Source organism: Chitinophaga sp. S165 (assembly GCF_003182155.1).
Lineage (GTDB): Bacteria > Bacteroidota > Bacteroidia > Chitinophagales > Chitinophagaceae > Chitinophaga.
The window spans coordinates 51,284-68,922 of sequence record NZ_QGTG01000004.1 but is presented as its reverse complement, the minus strand read 5'-3'; the positions used below and the strand labels follow the sequence as shown (position 1 = coordinate 68,922).

The window sequence follows — 17,639 nt, the reverse complement described above, 5'->3', positions numbered from 1 at the left end:
TAAACCATCTACCTTAAGCGGTAGTAGATTGTTAGATCCTGAAGTGGGAGAATGCCTTGTTAGCTTCAGCCATACGGTGAGTATCTTCTTTCTTTTTGAAAGCAGCACCTTCACCTTTGCTTGCAGCTACGATTTCGTTAGCCAGTTTCTCAGCCATGCTCTTACCATTCCTTTCACCAGCGTAACGGATTAACCATTTCATACACAGGGAGATCTTTCTGTCAGGACGAACCTCAGAAGGGATCTGGAAGGTAGCACCACCGATACGACGGCTTCTAACTTCTACAGAAGGAGTTACGTTTGCCAGAGCTTTTTTCCAAACCTCGTAACCGTTATCGCCGGTTATTTGGCTAACTCTGTCAATTGAATCGTAGAATATCCTAAAGGCAATGCTCTTTTTGCCCTGTTCCATCACGTTGTTAACAAATCTGGTAACCAGTTTGTCGTTAAAGCGCGGATCCGGAGCCAAAGGCATCTTTTTTGCAGCTTGCTTTCTCATTTATTTGAAAAATTTCGACTATTTGTAAAATGTATTATTTCTTAGCCTTTTCCTTTTTGGTACCATACTTGGAACGGCTCTGCTTTCTATCTTTCACACCAGCGGTATCCAGGGAACCACGTACGATGTGGTAACGAACACCTGGCAGATCTTTTACCCTTCCACCACGGATCAACACGATGGAGTGTTCCTGCAGGTTGTGTCCTTCACCCGGGATGTAGGCGATCACCTCTACTTTATTGGTCAAACGCACCTTTGCAACCTTGCGCAGCGCAGAGTTAGGCTTTTTAGGCGTGGTTGTGTACACACGGGTACAAACACCACGACGCTGAGGACAGCTATCTAAAGCCCTGGACTTGGATTTAGCCCGGATAATTTCTCTTCCTTTTCTTACTAATTGTTGTATAGTAGGCATTCTACCTAAGTTTTTTTTCTGTCGGTTTACAATGACATCCAAATCACCCAGAATGGGAATTTGGGAGGGCAAAGGTACATTTCTCCATGTTAATAACAAAATGTTTTAAACATTTTTTTGGAGCGCCCCTCTAGCGACCTGACAGAACGGTCACAATGTCTTTCCATTCCTCCTCTAAAGACACCTCCGGCATTCTTCGGCCTGCCCTGTTATACCAATAACGGGCGTTGCCGCGGTCTCCTTCTTTCCGGTGAAGATATGCGTGCACCCAGGCGGCCGTATCGTCCTCCAGATGCTCTATTATATCATGTGCTTTTTGCCAGTTTCCTTTACCTTCCCACCAGAGGGAGGTCAGATAAGATGAAATGCCTGTAGGAGGCGTATCCTGGACGAGGGAGTCCAGAAAAGCAGAAAGTGTCATCCTGCAAAGATGCATTTTTTCCCCCGGAATCCCTAGTCTGCCGCTAAAGCGCTCCAAAAAAGGTTACCGCCAGTTATCTTCACGTCTATTTTAACCCATCATAGGGGTAATTTTCTACCCTATAATGTATTGCAATGTCCGTCTTGCCCAGAAACAGGTTACACTGTTTTAAGGTGTAAACCCATTTCAGGATTATACAACAAGCTTTATACAAGCTTTATACAAGCTTTATCTTACGTTCATCTTACGTTCAAAGACGTAAGATGAACGTAAGATAAAGCTTGTATAAAGCTTGTATGATACATATCAAATCGGAACCCTTCCGGACAGATATTGACGGGCAGTCAGTATAAACGAAGGGGGCCATCCGCATTCGCAAATGGCCCCTTACTAACACAACTAAGACTATTTTTAGTGTTTTGATACTTTGTAGTTCCAGTTACGGGCGTCTTCCGCTTTACCTGTGCGGATAGCATCCAGGCGCTCCAACAGCTCTGCTCCTACAGCATATTTGGAGGTATCCAGGCGGATCTCATGTTCCTTGTAGAACAGGTCTTCCACATAAGCCACGCTTGATGCAGTTCCTGTACCGAACACTTCCCGTAATGTACCGGCTTTCCAGGCGGCAACGATCTCGTCTATAGAGAGTGGCCTTTCTTCAACGGTCAGTCCCATATCTGAGAGAACATCCATTACACTGGCACGGGTCACCCCTGCCAGGATAGTACCCTGGGTCAGGTCTGGCGTGATCGCTTTATTGCCAATGATGGCAAAAACGTTCATGGTACCGCACTCCTGTAAATATTTATGCTCTTGTCCATCTACCCAGAGGATCTGGTCAAACCCCTGTTTACGGGCCTGCATGGTCGGATACATGGCGCCGCCATAGTTACCCGCTGCTTTTGCATAACCTACGCCTCCAGGAAAGGCGCGTATATATTTATCCTGTACCAATAAGCGGATCGGCTTATTAAAGTACGGACCTGAAGGTGAATTAATGATAACGAACTTGTAGGTGTCGGAAGGGCGTACACCAATAAATTCATCTGCAGCGATCATGAAAGGCCGCAGGTACAGTGAGCAACCTTCATTGGTAGGTACCCAGTCACGGTCCAGGTCGATCAGCATATCCATGCCGCCGATAAATAACCATTCCGGAACCTCTGGCATCCCCATTCGCTCTGCAGATGTGTTAAAACGGGCATAGTTGTCATAGGGACGGAAGATCATTGGCTCACCTTCCTGGTCTTTGTACGCCTTAATACCTTCGAAAATAGCCTGTCCGTAATGCCAGGCGGCATTCGAAGGGCTTACAGAAAGTTTCTGAAAAGGCAGGATCTCTGCATCTCTCCATTCCTTCCCATCAAAATCTGCCACCAGCATATGGTCGGCATACTTTTTCCCGAATACCAGGTTGTTAAAGTCAATCTCGTTGATCCGACTTTCTGTCGTTCGGGTCACTTTAATTTTCTTAACTGCCTCTTCAAGTACGGCGTTTGTTGTTGGATTGTCTACTGCCATCATAAGGACCATTAATTTTTTGTTTGCGTTTTGGTGTCTGAATTTCAATTCCCGGTCCTGTTTCCGTGAAATCTAAAGTCGGAAATTCTGAATCTAAAATTGAATACTCTTACATTTGCTCACTGTCAAATGCAAATAAACTGATTTTTTCCCCAAAGGGGAGCCATACATTAAGTTAAATATACATATACATGTCTTTTGATAAATTGCAACTGGATCCGTACTTATTGGCCAGGATATATACCCAGCCTATCATTCCGGGGAAAAAAGCGCCTGTTGCAGTCGTGCAGGAAGCACCTCCTAAAGTGAAATTTTTAGGCGAAAATCAAAAAAACATTACGCTGTTCATACAAAACGACAGCGAAGCATTCTTAAATGAAGAATTATTTAACCTGCTTACCAATATATTAAATGCATGTAAACTCGGTATGCAGGATATCGCTCTTATAAATGTAGCCCAATATGGTGCAATGGCATTTACAACCTGGCAAGCTGCCGTTCCTATGAAACAGGCTGTACTGTTTGGGATACCTCCTGCTTCTATGGGGCTTGAAGCCATCTCCAACTATCAGTTGCTACAGGTTAACGGTTGCCAGCTGCTTTGTTCTGACCCACTGGAGCTCATTGCACAAGACAAGATCCTGAAAGGAAAATTGTGGATGGGGTTGAAGCAGTTGCTTGGGATCTAATCCATCATTATCAAAGACATTAAATACCTTTTTCGTATGACACTTGTATTTGCTACCAACAACGAAAACAAGGTAAAGGAGATCCGCTCCATGCTGGGTGATCATTTCTCGATCATCACACTCAAGGAAGCGGGTATCGATATCGATATTCCTGAACCGCATGATACACTGGAAGATAATGCCAGGGAGAAATCAACTGTCATATATGAAATGACCGGTAAGGATTGCTTTTCTGAAGATACCGGCCTTGAAATAGATGTTCTCGATGGCGCACCAGGCGTACTGTCTGCCCGGTATGCCGGCGAACAGAAACTTTCGGAAGACAATATTACCAGGGTATTGCAGGAAATGGATGGTAAAGAAAACCGGCAGGCCCATTTCAGAACGGTGATATCCCTGATACTGGACGGGAAAGAATATCAGTTCACCGGTGTGTGCCCTGGCACTATCCTGACTGAAAAACGTGGTGGAAAAGGCTTTGGTTATGATCCTATCTTCGTACCGAACGGGTCGGATAAAGCATTTGCAGAAATGGATATGGCCGGTAAAAACCATTTCAGTCACCGTGCGAAAGCGCTCCAGCAGCTGATCACCTTCCTGAAAGACGCTGTTAACAAACCGCTTTCCTGAATGGCATAGATCATGCTACTTAATTGAAACTGTATTATATATAGATAGACATGGCAAGAGTTAAAATCGATATGCCGGCAAAACTGGATTTCACTACCCAGGTACCGGTAAGAATAACAGATATAAATCACGGCGGACACGTTGGTAACGATTCTATTCTGTCCATTATCCATCAGGCCAGGATCGATTTTCTTAAATCACTGGGCTATGAAGAAAGAGGTGCGGACGACAAAGGACTGATCATGGCAGATGCTGCCCTGGTTTATAAAGGTGAAGGTTTCGCAGGAGACATCTTCGATATCGCAATTGGTGTTGCAGATATCGCTCCTTTCGGCTTTGACTTTTATTACAGGCTCACAACTGTGCGTGGCGAAAAAACGATCCTGATCGCTGAAGCGAAATCAGGTATGATCTTCTTTGATTACAGTGCACGCAAGGTGGCAAGACTACCGGAAGACTGGAAAGAAAAACTGTCGGTATACGCCCAGGACAGCGTATCCGAAGGAAAATAAAACACATAAAACAATCAGGAAAAAGAATGGGAACAGCCACTCTGACGAGTATTATCAAACAACGCCGTAATATCAAACCGGCCAGCATGAACGGGAAAAAGATACCTGACGAACAGGTACAGGAGTTATTGGAACTTGCTGACTGGGCTCCTACTCATGGCTATACTGAACCATGGTATTTCGTAGTATTCAGTGGTGATGGTGTAAAACGCTTCTGCCAGGACCATGCAGATCTTTATAAAGCTAACACACCGGCAGAAAAATTTGCACAGGGCAGCTACGAAAAGTTGCAGCAGCAGGGAGACCTCGCTTCTCATGCGATCGCTATCTGCATGAAGAGAGGTAACAAGCCAGCCATTCCGGAACTGGAAGAAATCGCATCCGTTGCCTGCGCTACCCAGAATTTATGGCTGGGCGCTACAGAAAAAGGATTTGCAGGTTACTGGGGCTCGGGTGGCATGACCCTCCACCCCGCCATGAAAGAATATCTTTCCTTACGCGAAGAAGATAAAGTGCTTGGCATTTTCTACCTGGGATATACTGATGAACAGATCCCCGAAGGCAGAAGACTGAAGCCGAAAGAAGAGAAAGTGAAATGGGAAAAGTAGATTAACTAGGGATCAGGGATTGAAGACCGGCAACGGATGTTTCACTACCTGATCCCTAATCGTTAATTCCTAATTTTAACAGTATGCGGAACCATATCTTTCCGGAAATATTTTCCACTCTTTTTTTACTGTTGCTTTGTGCCCATCTCCACGCACAGAATAAACCCGCCCCTCCGAAACCAATAGACAGCGCAACACTCAGTAAGATCATCTCCCAACAGGTAAAAGACACTTCTTCAGGAAAGTCAGTGATCAAATTGTCCGACACCTCTGTTGCTATTATTATCACCCGGCTGGAAACATACACTTTGATGCTGAACCAGGTCATGAGCACCCTGCGTCGCGGACTGGATACCGTAGAGATCAGCGAAAGTATTCCACTGATAGATTCTTCCATGAAGGTCGTGAAAAGAGATATGGCCGCCAGTGGCAGTACTAACAACGTTCATGACCTCTATACTAACCGTGTATTGCTTGTACAGCTGGAAAGAAAACTGGACAGCTGGCAGGATGTGCTGTTCAAGTTCCATGACAGGCTTGTAAATATTACCGATACGCTGCTGCAACTCAGATCGGACACCACCATGCGTAATTTCCCTGCGGAAGATGAGTTGAGAGATATTTACGTCGGACAAATGGCCACCCTTATACAGAAATGGCGGCAGGTAGACAGTGCCAATAAGGCCAATCTGCTGCACCTCGGATTGCTGCAGAATAAAGTCGCCAAGCGATATATAGATGTAACGAACCTGCTGGAAGATATGGACTTTCAACTGTCCCGGTTCACACAACGTATGTATAATAAAGATTTCAGCTATCTGTGGGAGCCTCCCCTTCCCGGGAAAAAAGGCCCTAAGTTTCCGCAGGTATTGAACCGCTCCGTTCATAAAAACATTAACATCCTCAAGATTTTCTTTTCCGTTCGGGGGCCTATTTATCTGTTATGGTTCCTGGGTGCAGGCCTGTTCCTGTGGTGGGTATCCTTTAATGCTAAAAAGGTAAAAAGCAAACATGAAGAACGAGAGGCAGAAACGATCCTCCAGCAGTCACGCTACCTGTACAGATATCCGGTAGCCAGTACTATTCTGCTGGCGTCAACACTTTCTTTCCTGATCTCCATCCAGTACCCGATTATGTTCACAGGCATATGTTGGGTGATCACGGCGTTAGCTACCACGTTCATCATCCGTCATAATATTCCGCCAAACCTGTTCAAAAGATGGTTGCTACTGGTATTGCTGCTGGTAATGTACTGCATCAATAACCTGCTGATCCAGGTGACATTTACTGAACAATGGGCTGTCTTTATTGGAGGTATCATATCTATTCTGTTAGGCAGTTATCTGTTACGTGCGCTTCGTAATACGACCTTGCCTTTGCCGAAATATTCACGTTCCGCGATCTGGTTGTTTATTATACTCAGCGCATTGTCGGTAGTACTGGTTGTAATGGCACGCGTTGCTGCGGCTAAGATCGTTGGCGCAGCCAGTGTTGTAAGCATTACGATGGCACTGGGCGTTGTGCTGATGGTGGAAATATTGATGGAGGCCGTTTACCTACAGGTGGAAGCGAAGAAGGACTCCAGCACCTTCATCTCTATGATCGATTACCAGAACATCAAATCCCGCCTGAAGACCATTTTCTATATCATAGCCGCTGTGGGCTGGCTTGCCCTGATGGCGCGCAATCTTTATTTATATGACGGTCTTTACGAACAGATCACTGACATGCTGATAGCTGAACGGAAGATCGGCAACTTCACGTTCTCTTTCAGTAGTGTAATTATATTTCTGCTGATCATCTGGCTGTCGACCGTTGTTACGCAGATCATTTCCTATCTGCTGGGATATACAGGACAAACCTCGCAGACGCATAAAAAGCTGGGATCCGCCATGCTGCTGATACGGCTGGCCATACTGGCAGCAGGTACACTGTTAGCTTTTGCTGCATCGGGCATCCCTATGGATAAACTGGCGATCGTGATAGGCGCATTGGGCGTAGGTATTGGTTTTGGACTTCAGAATATTGTGAACAATCTGGTATCAGGGGTGATCCTTGCATTTGAAAAACCCATTGAAGTGGGCGATGTCATTGAACTGGGTACACGTACCGGTGTAGTAAAAGAGATCGGGATACGTTCCAGCAAGATCTCTGCAGGTGATGGATCTGAAGTGATCGTACCTAACGGCGACCTGATAGCACAGCAACTGGTAAACTGGACGCTGACCAGCAGGACGCGCCGTGTAGACGTACTGGTGGGTATAGCTTATGGCGCTGATCTCAAGAAGGCGCTGACCGTGATCAAAGACTATCTGTTAAGCCAGGATGACATCCTCAAAGCACCTGAACCTGTCGTGTTATTGCAAAACTTCAGGGACATCGGCGTAGACATCCAGGCGATGTTCTGGATCAGTGATCTTGGGCAGGCAGGGATAGTGAAAAGCCAGGTACTGACTGATGTCTATATCAAACTGCAGGAGGCTGGTATCAGTATCGCCTATCCCAGACCGCAGCAGGTACAGATCAATATGGAGCCAGGTATGTGGAAACAACCATCAGCAGGCCCTACCCCGGTTACACCGTCAGCTCCGGTAACGGCTGTAAAGCCCTCTCCGGTAGTACCTCCTCCGGGAGCACCGCCTGAAAACCCACGGCCCGATAACAGCCCGAACGATGCCGGTGATGTATAGAAAATTCACCTACATTTGTACCAGGTAACCATGCCACAACATAAACTTGTCGCAATATGCGCAGTATTCTGTCCCTGCTTCTAATTGTAGCCTTAAGTGGATCTGCAGCTCATGCACAGGTCCTTCAGTACCCGGACAAAGCATTTGAACTGGCCCAGGCCTCTGGTAAAAAAATAATGCTTGTATTTTCCGGGTCAGATTGGTGTATACCCTGCATCCGGTTCAATAAACAAATACTATCTGACAGTAGCTTTCTGAGCTTTGCCGGGGAGAACCTGGTAGTATTGGAAGCAGATTTTCCGCAAAGAAAAAAGATCGCTGCCCCGCTCCGGTCACAATATGATTCGCTGGCAGCAGCGTTTAATCCGCAGGGCGCTTTTCCACAGGTAGTACTGTTAAGTCCGGAGAAGAAACTACTGGCTTACGTGCCCTACCGGGAAGAAACATCCGCCGGTTTTATTTCAACACTTAAACACCTGCTTCAATAAACATCCATGCATAGCAGTAAGCTTCATACCAGGTTAATGGGCTCCGATTTTGAGCTGATAGCTACAGGAGCAAACGAGGCGATCACTGCCAGCAGGCTGGAAGAAGGCGTGGCGGAAATAAAACGGATAGAAGATCTGCTAACAGTGTTCAATGATAGTTCTGTTACAGCACAGATCAATGCGCAGGCAGGCGGAGCGCCTGTAACTGTACCTTCAGAGGTATATCAGCTGATACATCGTTGTAATAAGATCAGTACCATTACCCAGGGCGCTTTCGACATTTCAGCCGGCGTATTGAAAAAGCTGTTCAACTTCAAATATGACCATTTCGCCTGGCCGGAAAAGACGGCTATAGAAGAAGCCATGCAATGCATCGGTTTCCAGCATATTGCTCTCCTGAACAATCACTGCGTACAGTTAAAACGTAATGGCATGCGCATTGAATTCGGCGGTATCGGTAAAGGTTATGCAGCCGACAGGGTAAAAGCCCTCTGGATAGCCGGTGGTGCTACCAGTGGTGTGATCAATGCCAGCGGAGATCTTACTGCATGGGGCACACAACCCGATGGCGGGCCCTGGAAGATCGGCATCGCGCACCCCGACGATCCTTCAAAAGCATTATTATGGTTAGCCGTGAACAATGCCTCGGTAGCTACCTCCGGGAATTATGAACAATATGTAGAACGTGGAGGGATCCGTTATTCTCATAACATCGATCCCCGCAAAGGCTGGCCGGTACCTTATATCAAGAGTGTGACCGTTGTCAGTCCCAGTGCAGAACTGTCTGATGCACTGGCTACCGCCATCACCGTAATGGGACCTGTAGTGGGCCTTAACCTGGTAAACCAGCTGCCGGATGTGCATTGTATCATCATAGACGGCAAGAACAAAATATTTCAATCGGATAATATTCAAATACATGCGAAAGGCTAACAGCGGCAGTATGCTGCTTGTCGCCACGGGTACGTTACTGGCATTGCTGTTCATGCAATCTTGCGTGGCAGTAAAACCATATCAACGGATGTATCTCAACGACGAGAGTATGCAACTGGGAAAAACAGGAATGGAAAAATTTGACGAAAACGTACATACTTACCGTGAAGGAAGCAGTGGAGGAGGAAGTGGGAAAAGCAGCGGAGGTTGTGGTTGTAACTGATCTTAAATGAAAAGACTATTTATTGCGGCAGGCTTGCTGGCGGCTTATTTCACAGCATCTGCGCAAAAAGGAATCGACAGCACGGCTTATAAGAAACAAAAGATCTCTCAGACAGACATACAGGCATTGTTCTCCTTTTACACACAGGATGGAAATCATTCAGCCGTGACCGGGGGAAAAGGCACTGAAAATCTGCAGGTCTATTCTACTGATTTTACTATTTCCCACAGGCGGGATTCTGTGAATACTTTTGAACTTGGTCTGGGCATAGATATGATCACATCAGCGTCCACCGACCGCATTGATACGATACTATCTTCCGCCTCCCGGCACGACAATCGCTTTCATATCAATGCAGGTTACAGTCGCCAGTTGAAACGGCCAAACCTACGTGTGGGTATCAGCAGTGGTCTGGCCCTGGAATCAGACTATCTCTCAGTTCCAATTGGCATCTCTGTATCGCATGATAATGCTGATCATAGCCGCCAATGGTCGGCCGCACTTCAGTATTATTACGATGATCTTCGCTGGGGAAGATTCGACCCCGATTATTATAGTCCGGAAACCCTTGTATACCCGATCGAGTTGAGAGATACCGCCTGGTTCAACATCTACACACGGCAATCGTATAACCTCAATCTGGCCCTCTATCAGGTGGTCAACCAGCGCATGCAGTTTGCCATCTTCCCGGAGCTGGTGTACCAGAAAGGACTGCTCTCCACTCCTTTTCATCGCGTGTACTTTAATGATGATAATACACTAAGAGTGGAAAACCTTCCCCGGCAACGGTGGAAGTTCCCCCTGGGCGTACAATTCAATATGTTTGCGGGCAGGAATACGATCATCCGCTCCTACTATCGTTTTTACCACGACAATTTTGGCATTACCGGACATACGATCCAGGTGGAAGTGCCTGTAAAGACAAGTCCACAGCTGACCTTGACCCCTCTCCTGCGCTTTTACACACAAACAGGAGCTAAGTACTTCAAGCCTTATAAAGAACATGATATAAAAGAAGCCTTTTACACTTCCGACTACGACCTGAGCCAGTTCAACAGTTATAAAGCCGGTATCAGCGCCCGTTATGCCTTGTTCAAACCGATGTTCAGACATTATTCTTTCCAGGAAATAGGGCTGCGGTACTCGTTCTATAAACGTTCCGATCAGCTATCGGCACATATAGTGTCTTTACTGCTGGATTTTAAGCATAGCAAAGGGTGAGCGTATTGGCACAGCGTATGATATACTCTATTAAAAAGAGTATATGAGAAACTTACAACTGGGCCTGCTGGCCTTTGCCGTTATGTTATTGAGCAGCTGTGAAGTAGTTGGAGGAATATTTAAAGCGGGAGTATGGGTAGGTGTGCTGGCAGTTGCGTTCGTGGTGATTATTATTGTGTGGCTGATAGGGAGAGGTAGGAAATGATGGTTTATATAAGCTTATAGATATATAACCGGGGTTATCCCGGTTATTTTTATTCCCCCAAGATCAAATCAAGAAAAATTGACACGTTCGAGTGAAAAAAGAGTCTAATATTCTTGAAATAGAATAATAAATCCGATTTTTGTAAGAATACAGCAAAAAACAGGTTTATTATGCTTATTCAGTTTTCTGTCGCAAACTTTAAGACGTTTAAGGATAAGGCCACTCTTAACCTGCTTGCCTCAAATTATGACAAGGAAACCCGTGAAGAAGAGAACATCATACAAATTCCCGGGTTCAGCCTTAGAGTTTTGAAAAGTGCAGTGGTATACGGTGCGAATGCAAGCGGGAAAAGCAGGTTCATGGATGCAATTGCATTTATGAAAACCTTTGTGATCAAGTCGTCAATAGACAGGCTTAAAGGAGACCCCATTAATGTTGATCCATTCAGGCTTTCGGCTGATACAGAAGCGAGCTTCTCTGAGTTTGAAATATTGTTTCTTCATAACAATGAAATGTACCGGTACGGATTTCAGATATCCAAACAGGCGGTCTTGGCTGAGTGGTTATATTACAGACCTAAAACGAAAGAGATCGAGATCTTTTACAGGGAAGGGCAACGATTCGAGTACCATGTTAAAAGATTTTCGAAAGGGCATATACTTGCTAAAGAGGACCTCATAAGGGAAAATGCCCTGTTACTTTCCGTGGCGGCACAATTTAATGATAAACTGTCCGGCGATGTAATAGACTGGTTCAAAAAACTGAAGGTTATATCCGGGTTGCAGGAATACCGCTATCAGGGATTTACAGTGGAAAAAACTGAAGATGCCATCCAAAAAAAGAGGATACTAGATCTCTTATCAGTCGCAGATCTGGGTATTCATGACATCACACTGGAGCGTGTTGACACGGACAACCTACCTGCCGACATGCCTAACCGGCTCAAAGAACTTATTCAGAAGAAAGTCAACGAAGAAAACACGGAATTTATTTCAGACATACTCACCACACATCGCAGATATGATGCAGATAAAAACTATATTGGTGATGTTAAGTTCTCCCTTGACAATGATGAATCATCCGGCACGTTCAAATTCTTCTCATTGACAGGGCCGGTCTTAGATGCATTGGAACATGGTTATCCTTTATTTGTAGATGAACTTGACTCCAAGCTGCATCCCAATCTGGTATGCAAGCTGACGGAGCTGTTCAACTCAGCTACATCTAATCCACATAATGCACAGCTGATATTTAATACACACGATACAAATCTATTGAGCTCCGGGTTATTCAGGAGAGATCAGATATGGTTTACGGAGAAAGACAGATATGGCGCAGCTTCGTTGTATTCATTAAGTGATTTTAAATCAGAGGTACGAAGAACTGAAAATTTCGAAAGTAATTATATACAGGGGAAATATGGAGCTATTCCATTTCTAAATGATTTCCCCACGCCATTTAAATCCCAAAAAAAACCTGATGATACGAAATAAAAAAGTTTCACCACCATTAAAAAGACTTTCTCCATTTCTGACTGAAAAACCAACTATCCTGATTGTATGTGAAGGAGAAAATACCGAGCCATCCTATTTTAGAAAATTCAGACTATCATCTGCAACAATAAAAGCAGTTGGTGATGGACGAAATACCGTGGCGGTAGTAAAGCAGGCAATGGAATTATCGTCAAAGCGGAAGTATGAACAGGTATGGTGTGTATTTGATAAAGATAACTTTCCGGCAAGGGATTTTAATAGTGCGATTACACTTGCCACAGCCAATAATATTAAGGTCGGCTATTCAAACCAGGCTTTTGAATATTGGCTGATCCTGCATTTTACGGATCACCAGGGAGGTAGAATGAGCAGGAAAGATTATAACCAGGCTATAAATGCGCAAACCCGCCCATTGGGAGTTACCTATAATGGCAAGGCTAACAAACAAATATCAGAAGACCTATTTGACCTGTTAATGGCTGTCGATGATACAACCCGGGTGAGAAGGATTAACCTTGCAATAACCCGCGCAAAGAGAAACTATAAAGCTGTAGTACACTTAAGCCCTGTAGACCAACAATCTGTTACTACCGTTTTCAGACTTGTGGAAGAGATACTGAAATACACATAGACCATCTTACCCCGGCAACACCGTCCCTATATACCCATTCCGGTAATACTCCTCCTGGATCTTTCCCCAGATCCACGCCCTTCCTTTTCCTGACTTCAGGATCCATTCCCGTCTTAATGCTGACTGCTTATCGTCAAAATGTTCCAGGTAAATGACTTCCCAGGGACGATAATGCAGTGTGGCCCTTTGCCGGCCATGTTCATTATGGAAATGGAACCGCTTCAACAGATTGGCAGTATGACCAGTATACACCTTCTGGAACTGGCGGGAAAATAGGACATAGACGGTATACATAGATAATGTTATTCCTGAAATAAGGAAAGGTTACCCATTGGGGTAACCTTTCTTTTGCCTTCATCTCATAGGAGAACGAAGATACTCAATTTATCACGGCGGGCCGGGTATAATCTTTTGCTCCGGCCTACCCTGTTCAGGATCAACAGTTTGTTAATCAATAAGCTCCAGTTCTTTTAATCTTGCTACTGCCTCTATCAGCATGGCACCACTTAATTGAGTAGTAAGGTCAGTGGTAGTTGCTGTTTTCGTCCAGCTGGTGTTATAAATTACCTGCGGACGGCTGGTACCCTGCAGCCACATGGTCTGTGCATTCAGTTGCAGGAAGCTGATGAATTTAGCGGCGTCGGTACTACTGAGGCTGCCGTCGGTGATCAGCAGCATCATGTAACGCACCAGGATGCCCTTGAACAATCCGCCGTCTCCGCCACCTTCATCTTTCATGATGTTATTGCTGCTGAACTCACCGGCCAGAGAGTTATTAGCAGTTTTTAAGGCGTCTGTCAGGTAGGTCTGTTCACCGGTGATCTTGTATAGTTCCACACCTGCACCGATGAAAACACCCTGATTGTAAGTGAACTTCCATGCTTTGTTGGTACCACTGCCATCCAGTCCGTCCCATACCAGTCCTGTTACAGGGTCTACCAGGTTGTTCTTCTGCCACTGATAGATCTTTTTAGCCCAGTCCAGGTCTTCGCCATTATGGTTCAGCTGGTACATGCGGGAGGCGATGATCGATGCCGGCGCATTGGCAGGTGTGTTCTTATTCTGGCGGTCTTTATTCCAGTAAATACCACCACCCCAGGTATCATCCCAACCGCCTTTGATATCGTTCCATAACAGCTCGGCTGTTGTTTTGTAACGATCATCGCTGGTAGCTTCATAAGCACGCAGGCAGGCAAGTACCATCCATTCCATATCATCATAGAAATGGTTGATGTAGGTATTACCGTTCTTGGCTTTCATACCGTCCAGCAATTCATCCATGCGGGTCTTGATAGCGGCATCGCCGGTACGCAGATAAATATCCGTCAGTACATCCAGCGCATGTGCATTAGGCCAGTAGTTGAAAGTGAGATCGCCAGCATTGTTCTTGTTAAAATACTTACCACTCTGGTTGTAAAAACCGCTGATCAGTGACGATGCAGATGAATCAGCAATAGAAGGCCAGTTGTAGTTATAGGTAGTCTTACCGGCACCTGGACCCGGACCTTCATCCACAGGCTCTTTCAGACAAGCTGTGAAGGTCGTGGCCATGGCCGCTGTTATAGTAAATAAAAGAAAGATTCGACGCATGAGCTTTTGATTGATCGTTTAGATGAAATGGATGTCTATACCGGATTAGCGCACTATTACTTCGTGCGTGTAAGTTTTGTCCGGAGAGAAATACAATTTCACGTCACAGTTTTTAGTATCCACTTCTGAAGCGAATTTGTAACAGTAGTTATACTGATCGCTATTCTGAATAGGTTTCAACTCCCAGAAAGAAAGCGGTGTTGCTGAAGTAGGGCGGTTGTTGTCAGCATTGGAACTACCGAACCATTCTGTACCAGCTGTACCATCCGCAGCTTTTACGCTTACACGGAACTTGTAACGTTCGTCACGGCCCCATGATTCCTGGTGGAAGTTGATCAGTTTATTTTCAAATGACCAGACGCCATTAGTAGTGTAGCCGAGATCGTACATGATGCTATTCTCAGGTGCGAACCACAGGCCGATAGCGGTGATCTCTGTAATAGTGGCAACGGTATTATTGAAGTCCAGACGCAGACGGTATACTTTAGTGCCGCCAGACTGGGTGCTCTCCCCTCCTTCTTTCAACGCGGTTCCATCAATGAAATAAGTAGTAGGTGTACCGGTATTCCTATCAACGAATTTGTATTTACCATCTTTCAGTGAAGTATAGATCTCAAATACACCGGCGGCGGTAGATTTAAGCTTGACAGCCTGAGCCAGGTCAGCGCCTGCTTCGGTAGCATCTCCTGTCAGGAAAACATCTACTGGTATTTCTGCAAAGCCATTTGGTCTTTCTACTTCAATGGTGCGGGTTTCTGCTGCAGGTTGGATGTTATAACCTTTTGAAGCATTTACCGTCCATTTCAGTTTACCGGTAGCCAGTGCAGCGATGCCTGCTTTACCGGCAATACTGTTCAGGTCTTTGTGTGAAAGCGTTAGTTTGTTCTGCACACCACCACCATCTGAAGTGATCTTTGCAATCGGATTGGAGAAGTCCCCACTCTCTTTATCGATCACCAGTTCATATAATACAAGTGATCCGTCTTCAGCACGTGCCTGATCCCATTCAAAGCTAACAGTAGCGCTGGTAGCCGGTTGCAGCTTGATGTACTTATCAGCTACCGGGGCTGTCAGGTGAGCTACAGGTTGCAGATTGGTATTCAGTTCATGATCGTCTTTGCCGCAGCCGGTCAGTATAAGTCCCAGTGAAACCGGTAATGCGAGGAGTATATTGGCGAAAAATGTTTTCATATCGTATCAGTTTGAAAATATTAATGTGGGAATTACCAATCCTGGTTCTGACCAAGATTTGTGTTCTGATCGCGTTCAAATGTAGGCACCGGCCAGAGGTAGTGCTTCGGATTTATGAAGGCCCTGTCTTCTACAATGATGTAGCCGTTCGCATCTGTTCTAAAGCTGCCTCCGGATACTTTGATACCTCTTACAGGCCTGCTCATTACCTGGTCGGCGATCTTCCAGCGACGGATGTCCAGCGCACGTACACCTTCGAATGCAAGTTCTGCTCTTCTGTCCCGGCGTACGATGGTTTGCAGTGCTGCCTGTGCGACCCCAGGGAACTCCAGTGCGCCTGCATCGGTGAAGCCGGCACGTGCCCGCAGTGCACGGATCGTTTGGTTCCAGACACCAGCATCCAGCTGACCGAGTTCATTCTTCGCTTCTGCATACATCAGCAACACATCGGCATAACGGATCACGATGAGGTTTAAGCCAGAGTTATAGTTAGTAGCAGTACGGTCATAATATTTGTAGAAATAATAACCGGTGGGAGAAGCTCCCTGGTCGTCCACGCTGTTAGTAGCAGGATTGGAACCAGGTTTGGTCAGGATCGTCTGTACCTTACCATCAAAGTCTGTAACGGTAGAACCGTCGTGCAGGATGGTAGCGTTGAAACGGGGATCGCGGTTAGTATAAGGATCATTTTCGTTATAACCGGAACCCGCTTCCCGGATACCCTTTCCGTTCAGCATGATATAATCATCCACCAGATCCTGCGTAGGCACCAGCGTACTTCTCAGCAGCGCTACTGTTTGTGGCAGGAAGTTACGTTGTGAGCTGTTGGTACGGCCACCGCCATATTGTATGTCGAAGATTACTTCGCTGTTATACTCATTGGCGGTAGTGAAGATATTGCTGTAGTTGCTCTGCAATGCATAAGTGCCGTTGTTGGTATTGCTTATGAGCAGTTCACAATCGTCGATAGCTAACTGCCATTCGCTTTTGAACATATGCACACGTGCACTCAGGGCAATAGCAGCGCCACGGGTGATGCGGCCACGGTCTTTTTCCTGGTATCCGCCATTGGCACCGGAGTAGTTGTTTACCGGCAGATCGGGACGGATAGCGGTCAGCTCGGACTGAACAAAGTTGAGCACTTCATTCTTATTTGTCCGGGAGATCGATCTGGCCTCTTCAATGGAGATCAGGTTAGTGTAGAACGGTACATCTCCAAACCAGCTTGCCAGCTGGAAATAAGAGTAAGCACGAATGAACCTTGCTTCCGCCAGGATACGGCGTTTCAGCGTAGAGTCCATTCCGGGTACCCTGTCAATATTTGTCGTTACGATATTACACTTGCGGATGCAGGTGAAACGATATTGCCATTCCTGCGTAAGCCTGTCGTTGGACGGGTCGTAAGCGCCGGAAGCAATCCTGGAAACGGATTTATAACCGATACCGTTTACAAAACCATTGTCACTGAGTGCTTCGTCACCAAAATAATAAGTATCGTCAGACAGGTTCTCATAACAGCTTGCGAGCGCTGCCAGTGCATCGTCAGCGTTCTGCCAGTAGGCAGCGTCTGTATAGTCGCGCGTGATAGGCTGGTCCAGCTTACGGCAGGAGAACAGCACGACGGCGCAAAGTATTGGTAATAATAATTTCTTCATACTAATGAACTTTGAGCGCTATTA

General features: G+C 45.9%; 20 protein-coding genes. 12 read left to right on the top strand and 8 right to left on the bottom strand.

The annotated features are described in order from the left end of the window. Positions 1-31: 31 nt before the first annotated feature. The 4 genes from rpsG to C7475_RS17495 all read right to left on the bottom strand — a co-directional run bounded on the left by rpsG (position 32) and on the right by C7475_RS17495 (position 2,859). Entirely contained in the window at positions 32-499 is a 468-nt protein-coding gene (rpsG, locus tag C7475_RS17510) for a 30S ribosomal protein S7 (protein ID WP_110054708.1), read from the bottom strand. A gap of 34 nt (positions 500-533) precedes the next feature. Further along, positions 534-914, bottom strand: coding sequence for a 30S ribosomal protein S12 (rpsL, locus tag C7475_RS17505; RefSeq protein ID WP_012789278.1), 381 nt, complete (start codon positions 912-914; stop codon positions 534-536). Positions 915-1,044: 130 nt separating this feature from the next. Further along, complete coding sequence (locus C7475_RS17500; RefSeq protein WP_110054707.1) at positions 1,045-1,335, bottom strand: hypothetical protein; 291 nt, start codon at positions 1,333-1,335, stop codon at positions 1,045-1,047. A 411-nt stretch (positions 1,336-1,746) separates the two neighbouring features. After that, positions 1,747-2,859: a branched-chain amino acid aminotransferase gene (locus C7475_RS17495; protein ID WP_233259884.1), complete on the bottom strand. Its 1,113-nt coding sequence runs from the start codon at positions 2,857-2,859 to the stop codon at positions 1,747-1,749. Between the two features lie 188 nt (positions 2,860-3,047). On the opposite strand from C7475_RS17495, the gene C7475_RS17490 reads away from it, so the two are divergent. The 12 genes from C7475_RS17490 (at position 3,048) to C7475_RS17435 (ending at position 13,179) form a co-directional block, all read left to right on the top strand. Next, on the top strand, positions 3,048-3,545 hold the full coding sequence (locus C7475_RS17490; RefSeq protein WP_110054706.1) for a hypothetical protein: 498 nt from the start codon (positions 3,048-3,050) through the stop codon (positions 3,543-3,545). 36 nt (positions 3,546-3,581) lie between these two features. Further along, positions 3,582-4,175: an RdgB/HAM1 family non-canonical purine NTP pyrophosphatase gene (gene rdgB, locus C7475_RS17485; protein WP_110054705.1), complete on the top strand. Its 594-nt coding sequence runs from the start codon at positions 3,582-3,584 to the stop codon at positions 4,173-4,175. 50 nt (positions 4,176-4,225) lie between these two features. After that, positions 4,226-4,687 carry a thioesterase family protein gene (locus tag C7475_RS17480; protein ID WP_110054704.1) on the top strand — a complete coding sequence of 154 codons (462 nt, stop codon included), beginning with the start codon at positions 4,226-4,228 and terminating at the stop codon, positions 4,685-4,687. A gap of 26 nt (positions 4,688-4,713) precedes the next feature. Next, positions 4,714-5,295: a nitroreductase gene (locus tag C7475_RS17475; protein ID WP_110054703.1), complete on the top strand. Its 582-nt coding sequence runs from the start codon at positions 4,714-4,716 to the stop codon at positions 5,293-5,295. A gap of 83 nt (positions 5,296-5,378) precedes the next feature. Beyond that, the gene (locus tag C7475_RS17470; protein WP_110054702.1) at positions 5,379-7,985 is read left to right on the top strand and encodes a mechanosensitive ion channel family protein; all 2,607 of its coding nucleotides are present in this window, start codon (positions 5,379-5,381) and stop codon (positions 7,983-7,985) included. A gap of 56 nt (positions 7,986-8,041) precedes the next feature. Further along, positions 8,042-8,473 carry a thioredoxin family protein gene (locus C7475_RS17465; RefSeq protein WP_110054701.1) on the top strand — a complete coding sequence of 144 codons (432 nt, stop codon included), beginning with the start codon at positions 8,042-8,044 and terminating at the stop codon, positions 8,471-8,473. 6 nt (positions 8,474-8,479) lie between these two features. Next, positions 8,480-9,406 carry an FAD:protein FMN transferase gene (locus C7475_RS17460; RefSeq protein ID WP_110054700.1) on the top strand — a complete coding sequence of 309 codons (927 nt, stop codon included), beginning with the start codon at positions 8,480-8,482 and terminating at the stop codon, positions 9,404-9,406. After that, a complete protein-coding gene (locus C7475_RS17455; RefSeq protein WP_110054699.1) occupies positions 9,393-9,629 on the top strand; it encodes a DUF4266 domain-containing protein in 237 nt (78 codons plus the stop codon). The genes C7475_RS17460 and C7475_RS17455 overlap by 14 nt, the downstream gene beginning before the upstream one ends. Before the next feature lie 6 nt (positions 9,630-9,635). Continuing rightward, positions 9,636-10,850: a DUF3570 domain-containing protein gene (locus C7475_RS17450; RefSeq protein WP_110054698.1), complete on the top strand. Its 1,215-nt coding sequence runs from the start codon at positions 9,636-9,638 to the stop codon at positions 10,848-10,850. Between the two features lie 43 nt (positions 10,851-10,893). After that, positions 10,894-11,055, top strand: a complete 162-nt coding sequence (locus C7475_RS17445) for a phosphatidate cytidylyltransferase (protein WP_110054697.1) — start codon at positions 10,894-10,896, stop codon at positions 11,053-11,055. Between the two features lie 170 nt (positions 11,056-11,225). Further along, positions 11,226-12,548, top strand: coding sequence for an ATP/GTP-binding protein (locus C7475_RS17440; RefSeq protein ID WP_110054696.1), 1,323 nt, complete (start codon positions 11,226-11,228; stop codon positions 12,546-12,548). After that, positions 12,535-13,179 (top strand): RloB family protein, encoded by a 645-nt coding sequence (locus tag C7475_RS17435; protein ID WP_158286533.1) that lies wholly within the window; start codon positions 12,535-12,537, stop codon positions 13,177-13,179. Before C7475_RS17440 ends, C7475_RS17435 begins: the two co-directional genes overlap by 14 nt. A 6-nt stretch (positions 13,180-13,185) precedes the next feature. On the opposite strand, the gene C7475_RS17430 is transcribed toward C7475_RS17435, so the two are convergent. The 4 genes from C7475_RS17430 to C7475_RS17415 form a co-directional block, all read right to left on the bottom strand. Further along, entirely contained in the window at positions 13,186-13,473 is a 288-nt protein-coding gene (locus tag C7475_RS17430; RefSeq protein ID WP_110054694.1) for a GIY-YIG nuclease family protein, read from the bottom strand. A 153-nt stretch (positions 13,474-13,626) separates the two neighbouring features. Further along, positions 13,627-14,730: a glycoside hydrolase family 76 protein gene (locus tag C7475_RS17425; RefSeq protein ID WP_158286532.1), complete on the bottom strand. Its 1,104-nt coding sequence runs from the start codon at positions 14,728-14,730 to the stop codon at positions 13,627-13,629. 84 nt (positions 14,731-14,814) lie between these two features. Then, positions 14,815-15,960, bottom strand: coding sequence for a SusE domain-containing protein (locus tag C7475_RS17420; protein WP_110054692.1), 1,146 nt, complete (start codon positions 15,958-15,960; stop codon positions 14,815-14,817). A gap of 32 nt (positions 15,961-15,992) precedes the next feature. Further along, positions 15,993-17,615, bottom strand: coding sequence for a RagB/SusD family nutrient uptake outer membrane protein (locus C7475_RS17415; protein ID WP_110054691.1), 1,623 nt, complete (start codon positions 17,613-17,615; stop codon positions 15,993-15,995). Between the last annotated feature and the right edge of the window lie 24 nt (positions 17,616-17,639).

Bases quoted from the DNA above. Each gene is read 5' to 3' on its own strand.
- rpsL (WP_012789278.1), bottom strand. From the start codon at position 914: ATGCCTACTATACAACAATTAGTAAGAAAAGGAAGAGAAATTATCCGG.
- C7475_RS17490 (WP_110054706.1), top strand. From the start codon at position 3,048: ATGTCTTTTGATAAATTGCAACTGGATCCGTACTTATTGGCCAGGATA.
- C7475_RS17445 (WP_110054697.1), top strand. From the start codon at position 10,894: ATGAGAAACTTACAACTGGGCCTGCTGGCCTTTGCCGTTATGTTATTG.
- rpsG (WP_110054708.1), bottom strand. From the start codon at position 499: ATGAGAAAGCAAGCTGCAAAAAAGATGCCTTTGGCTCCGGATCCGCGC.
- C7475_RS17495 (WP_233259884.1), bottom strand. From the start codon at position 2,859: ATGATGGCAGTAGACAATCCAACAACAAACGCCGTACTTGAAGAGGCA.
- C7475_RS17420 (WP_110054692.1), bottom strand. From the start codon at position 15,960: ATGAAAACATTTTTCGCCAATATACTCCTCGCATTACCGGTTTCACTG.
- C7475_RS17430 (WP_110054694.1), bottom strand. From the start codon at position 13,473: ATGTATACCGTCTATGTCCTATTTTCCCGCCAGTTCCAGAAGGTGTAT.
- C7475_RS17480 (WP_110054704.1), top strand. From the start codon at position 4,226: ATGGCAAGAGTTAAAATCGATATGCCGGCAAAACTGGATTTCACTACC.
- C7475_RS17475 (WP_110054703.1), top strand. From the start codon at position 4,714: ATGGGAACAGCCACTCTGACGAGTATTATCAAACAACGCCGTAATATC.
- C7475_RS17435 (WP_158286533.1), top strand. From the start codon at position 12,535: ATGATACGAAATAAAAAAGTTTCACCACCATTAAAAAGACTTTCTCCA.
- C7475_RS17500 (WP_110054707.1), bottom strand. From the start codon at position 1,335: ATGACACTTTCTGCTTTTCTGGACTCCCTCGTCCAGGATACGCCTCCT.
- C7475_RS17460 (WP_110054700.1), top strand. From the start codon at position 8,480: ATGCATAGCAGTAAGCTTCATACCAGGTTAATGGGCTCCGATTTTGAG.
- C7475_RS17465 (WP_110054701.1), top strand. From the start codon at position 8,042: ATGCGCAGTATTCTGTCCCTGCTTCTAATTGTAGCCTTAAGTGGATCT.
- C7475_RS17455 (WP_110054699.1), top strand. From the start codon at position 9,393: ATGCGAAAGGCTAACAGCGGCAGTATGCTGCTTGTCGCCACGGGTACG.
- C7475_RS17425 (WP_158286532.1), bottom strand. From the start codon at position 14,730: ATGGCCACGACCTTCACAGCTTGTCTGAAAGAGCCTGTGGATGAAGGT.
- C7475_RS17470 (WP_110054702.1), top strand. From the start codon at position 5,379: ATGCGGAACCATATCTTTCCGGAAATATTTTCCACTCTTTTTTTACTG.
- C7475_RS17450 (WP_110054698.1), top strand. From the start codon at position 9,636: ATGAAAAGACTATTTATTGCGGCAGGCTTGCTGGCGGCTTATTTCACA.
- rdgB (WP_110054705.1), top strand. From the start codon at position 3,582: ATGACACTTGTATTTGCTACCAACAACGAAAACAAGGTAAAGGAGATC.
- C7475_RS17415 (WP_110054691.1), bottom strand. From the start codon at position 17,615: ATGAAGAAATTATTATTACCAATACTTTGCGCCGTCGTGCTGTTCTCC.
- C7475_RS17440 (WP_110054696.1), top strand. From the start codon at position 11,226: ATGCTTATTCAGTTTTCTGTCGCAAACTTTAAGACGTTTAAGGATAAG.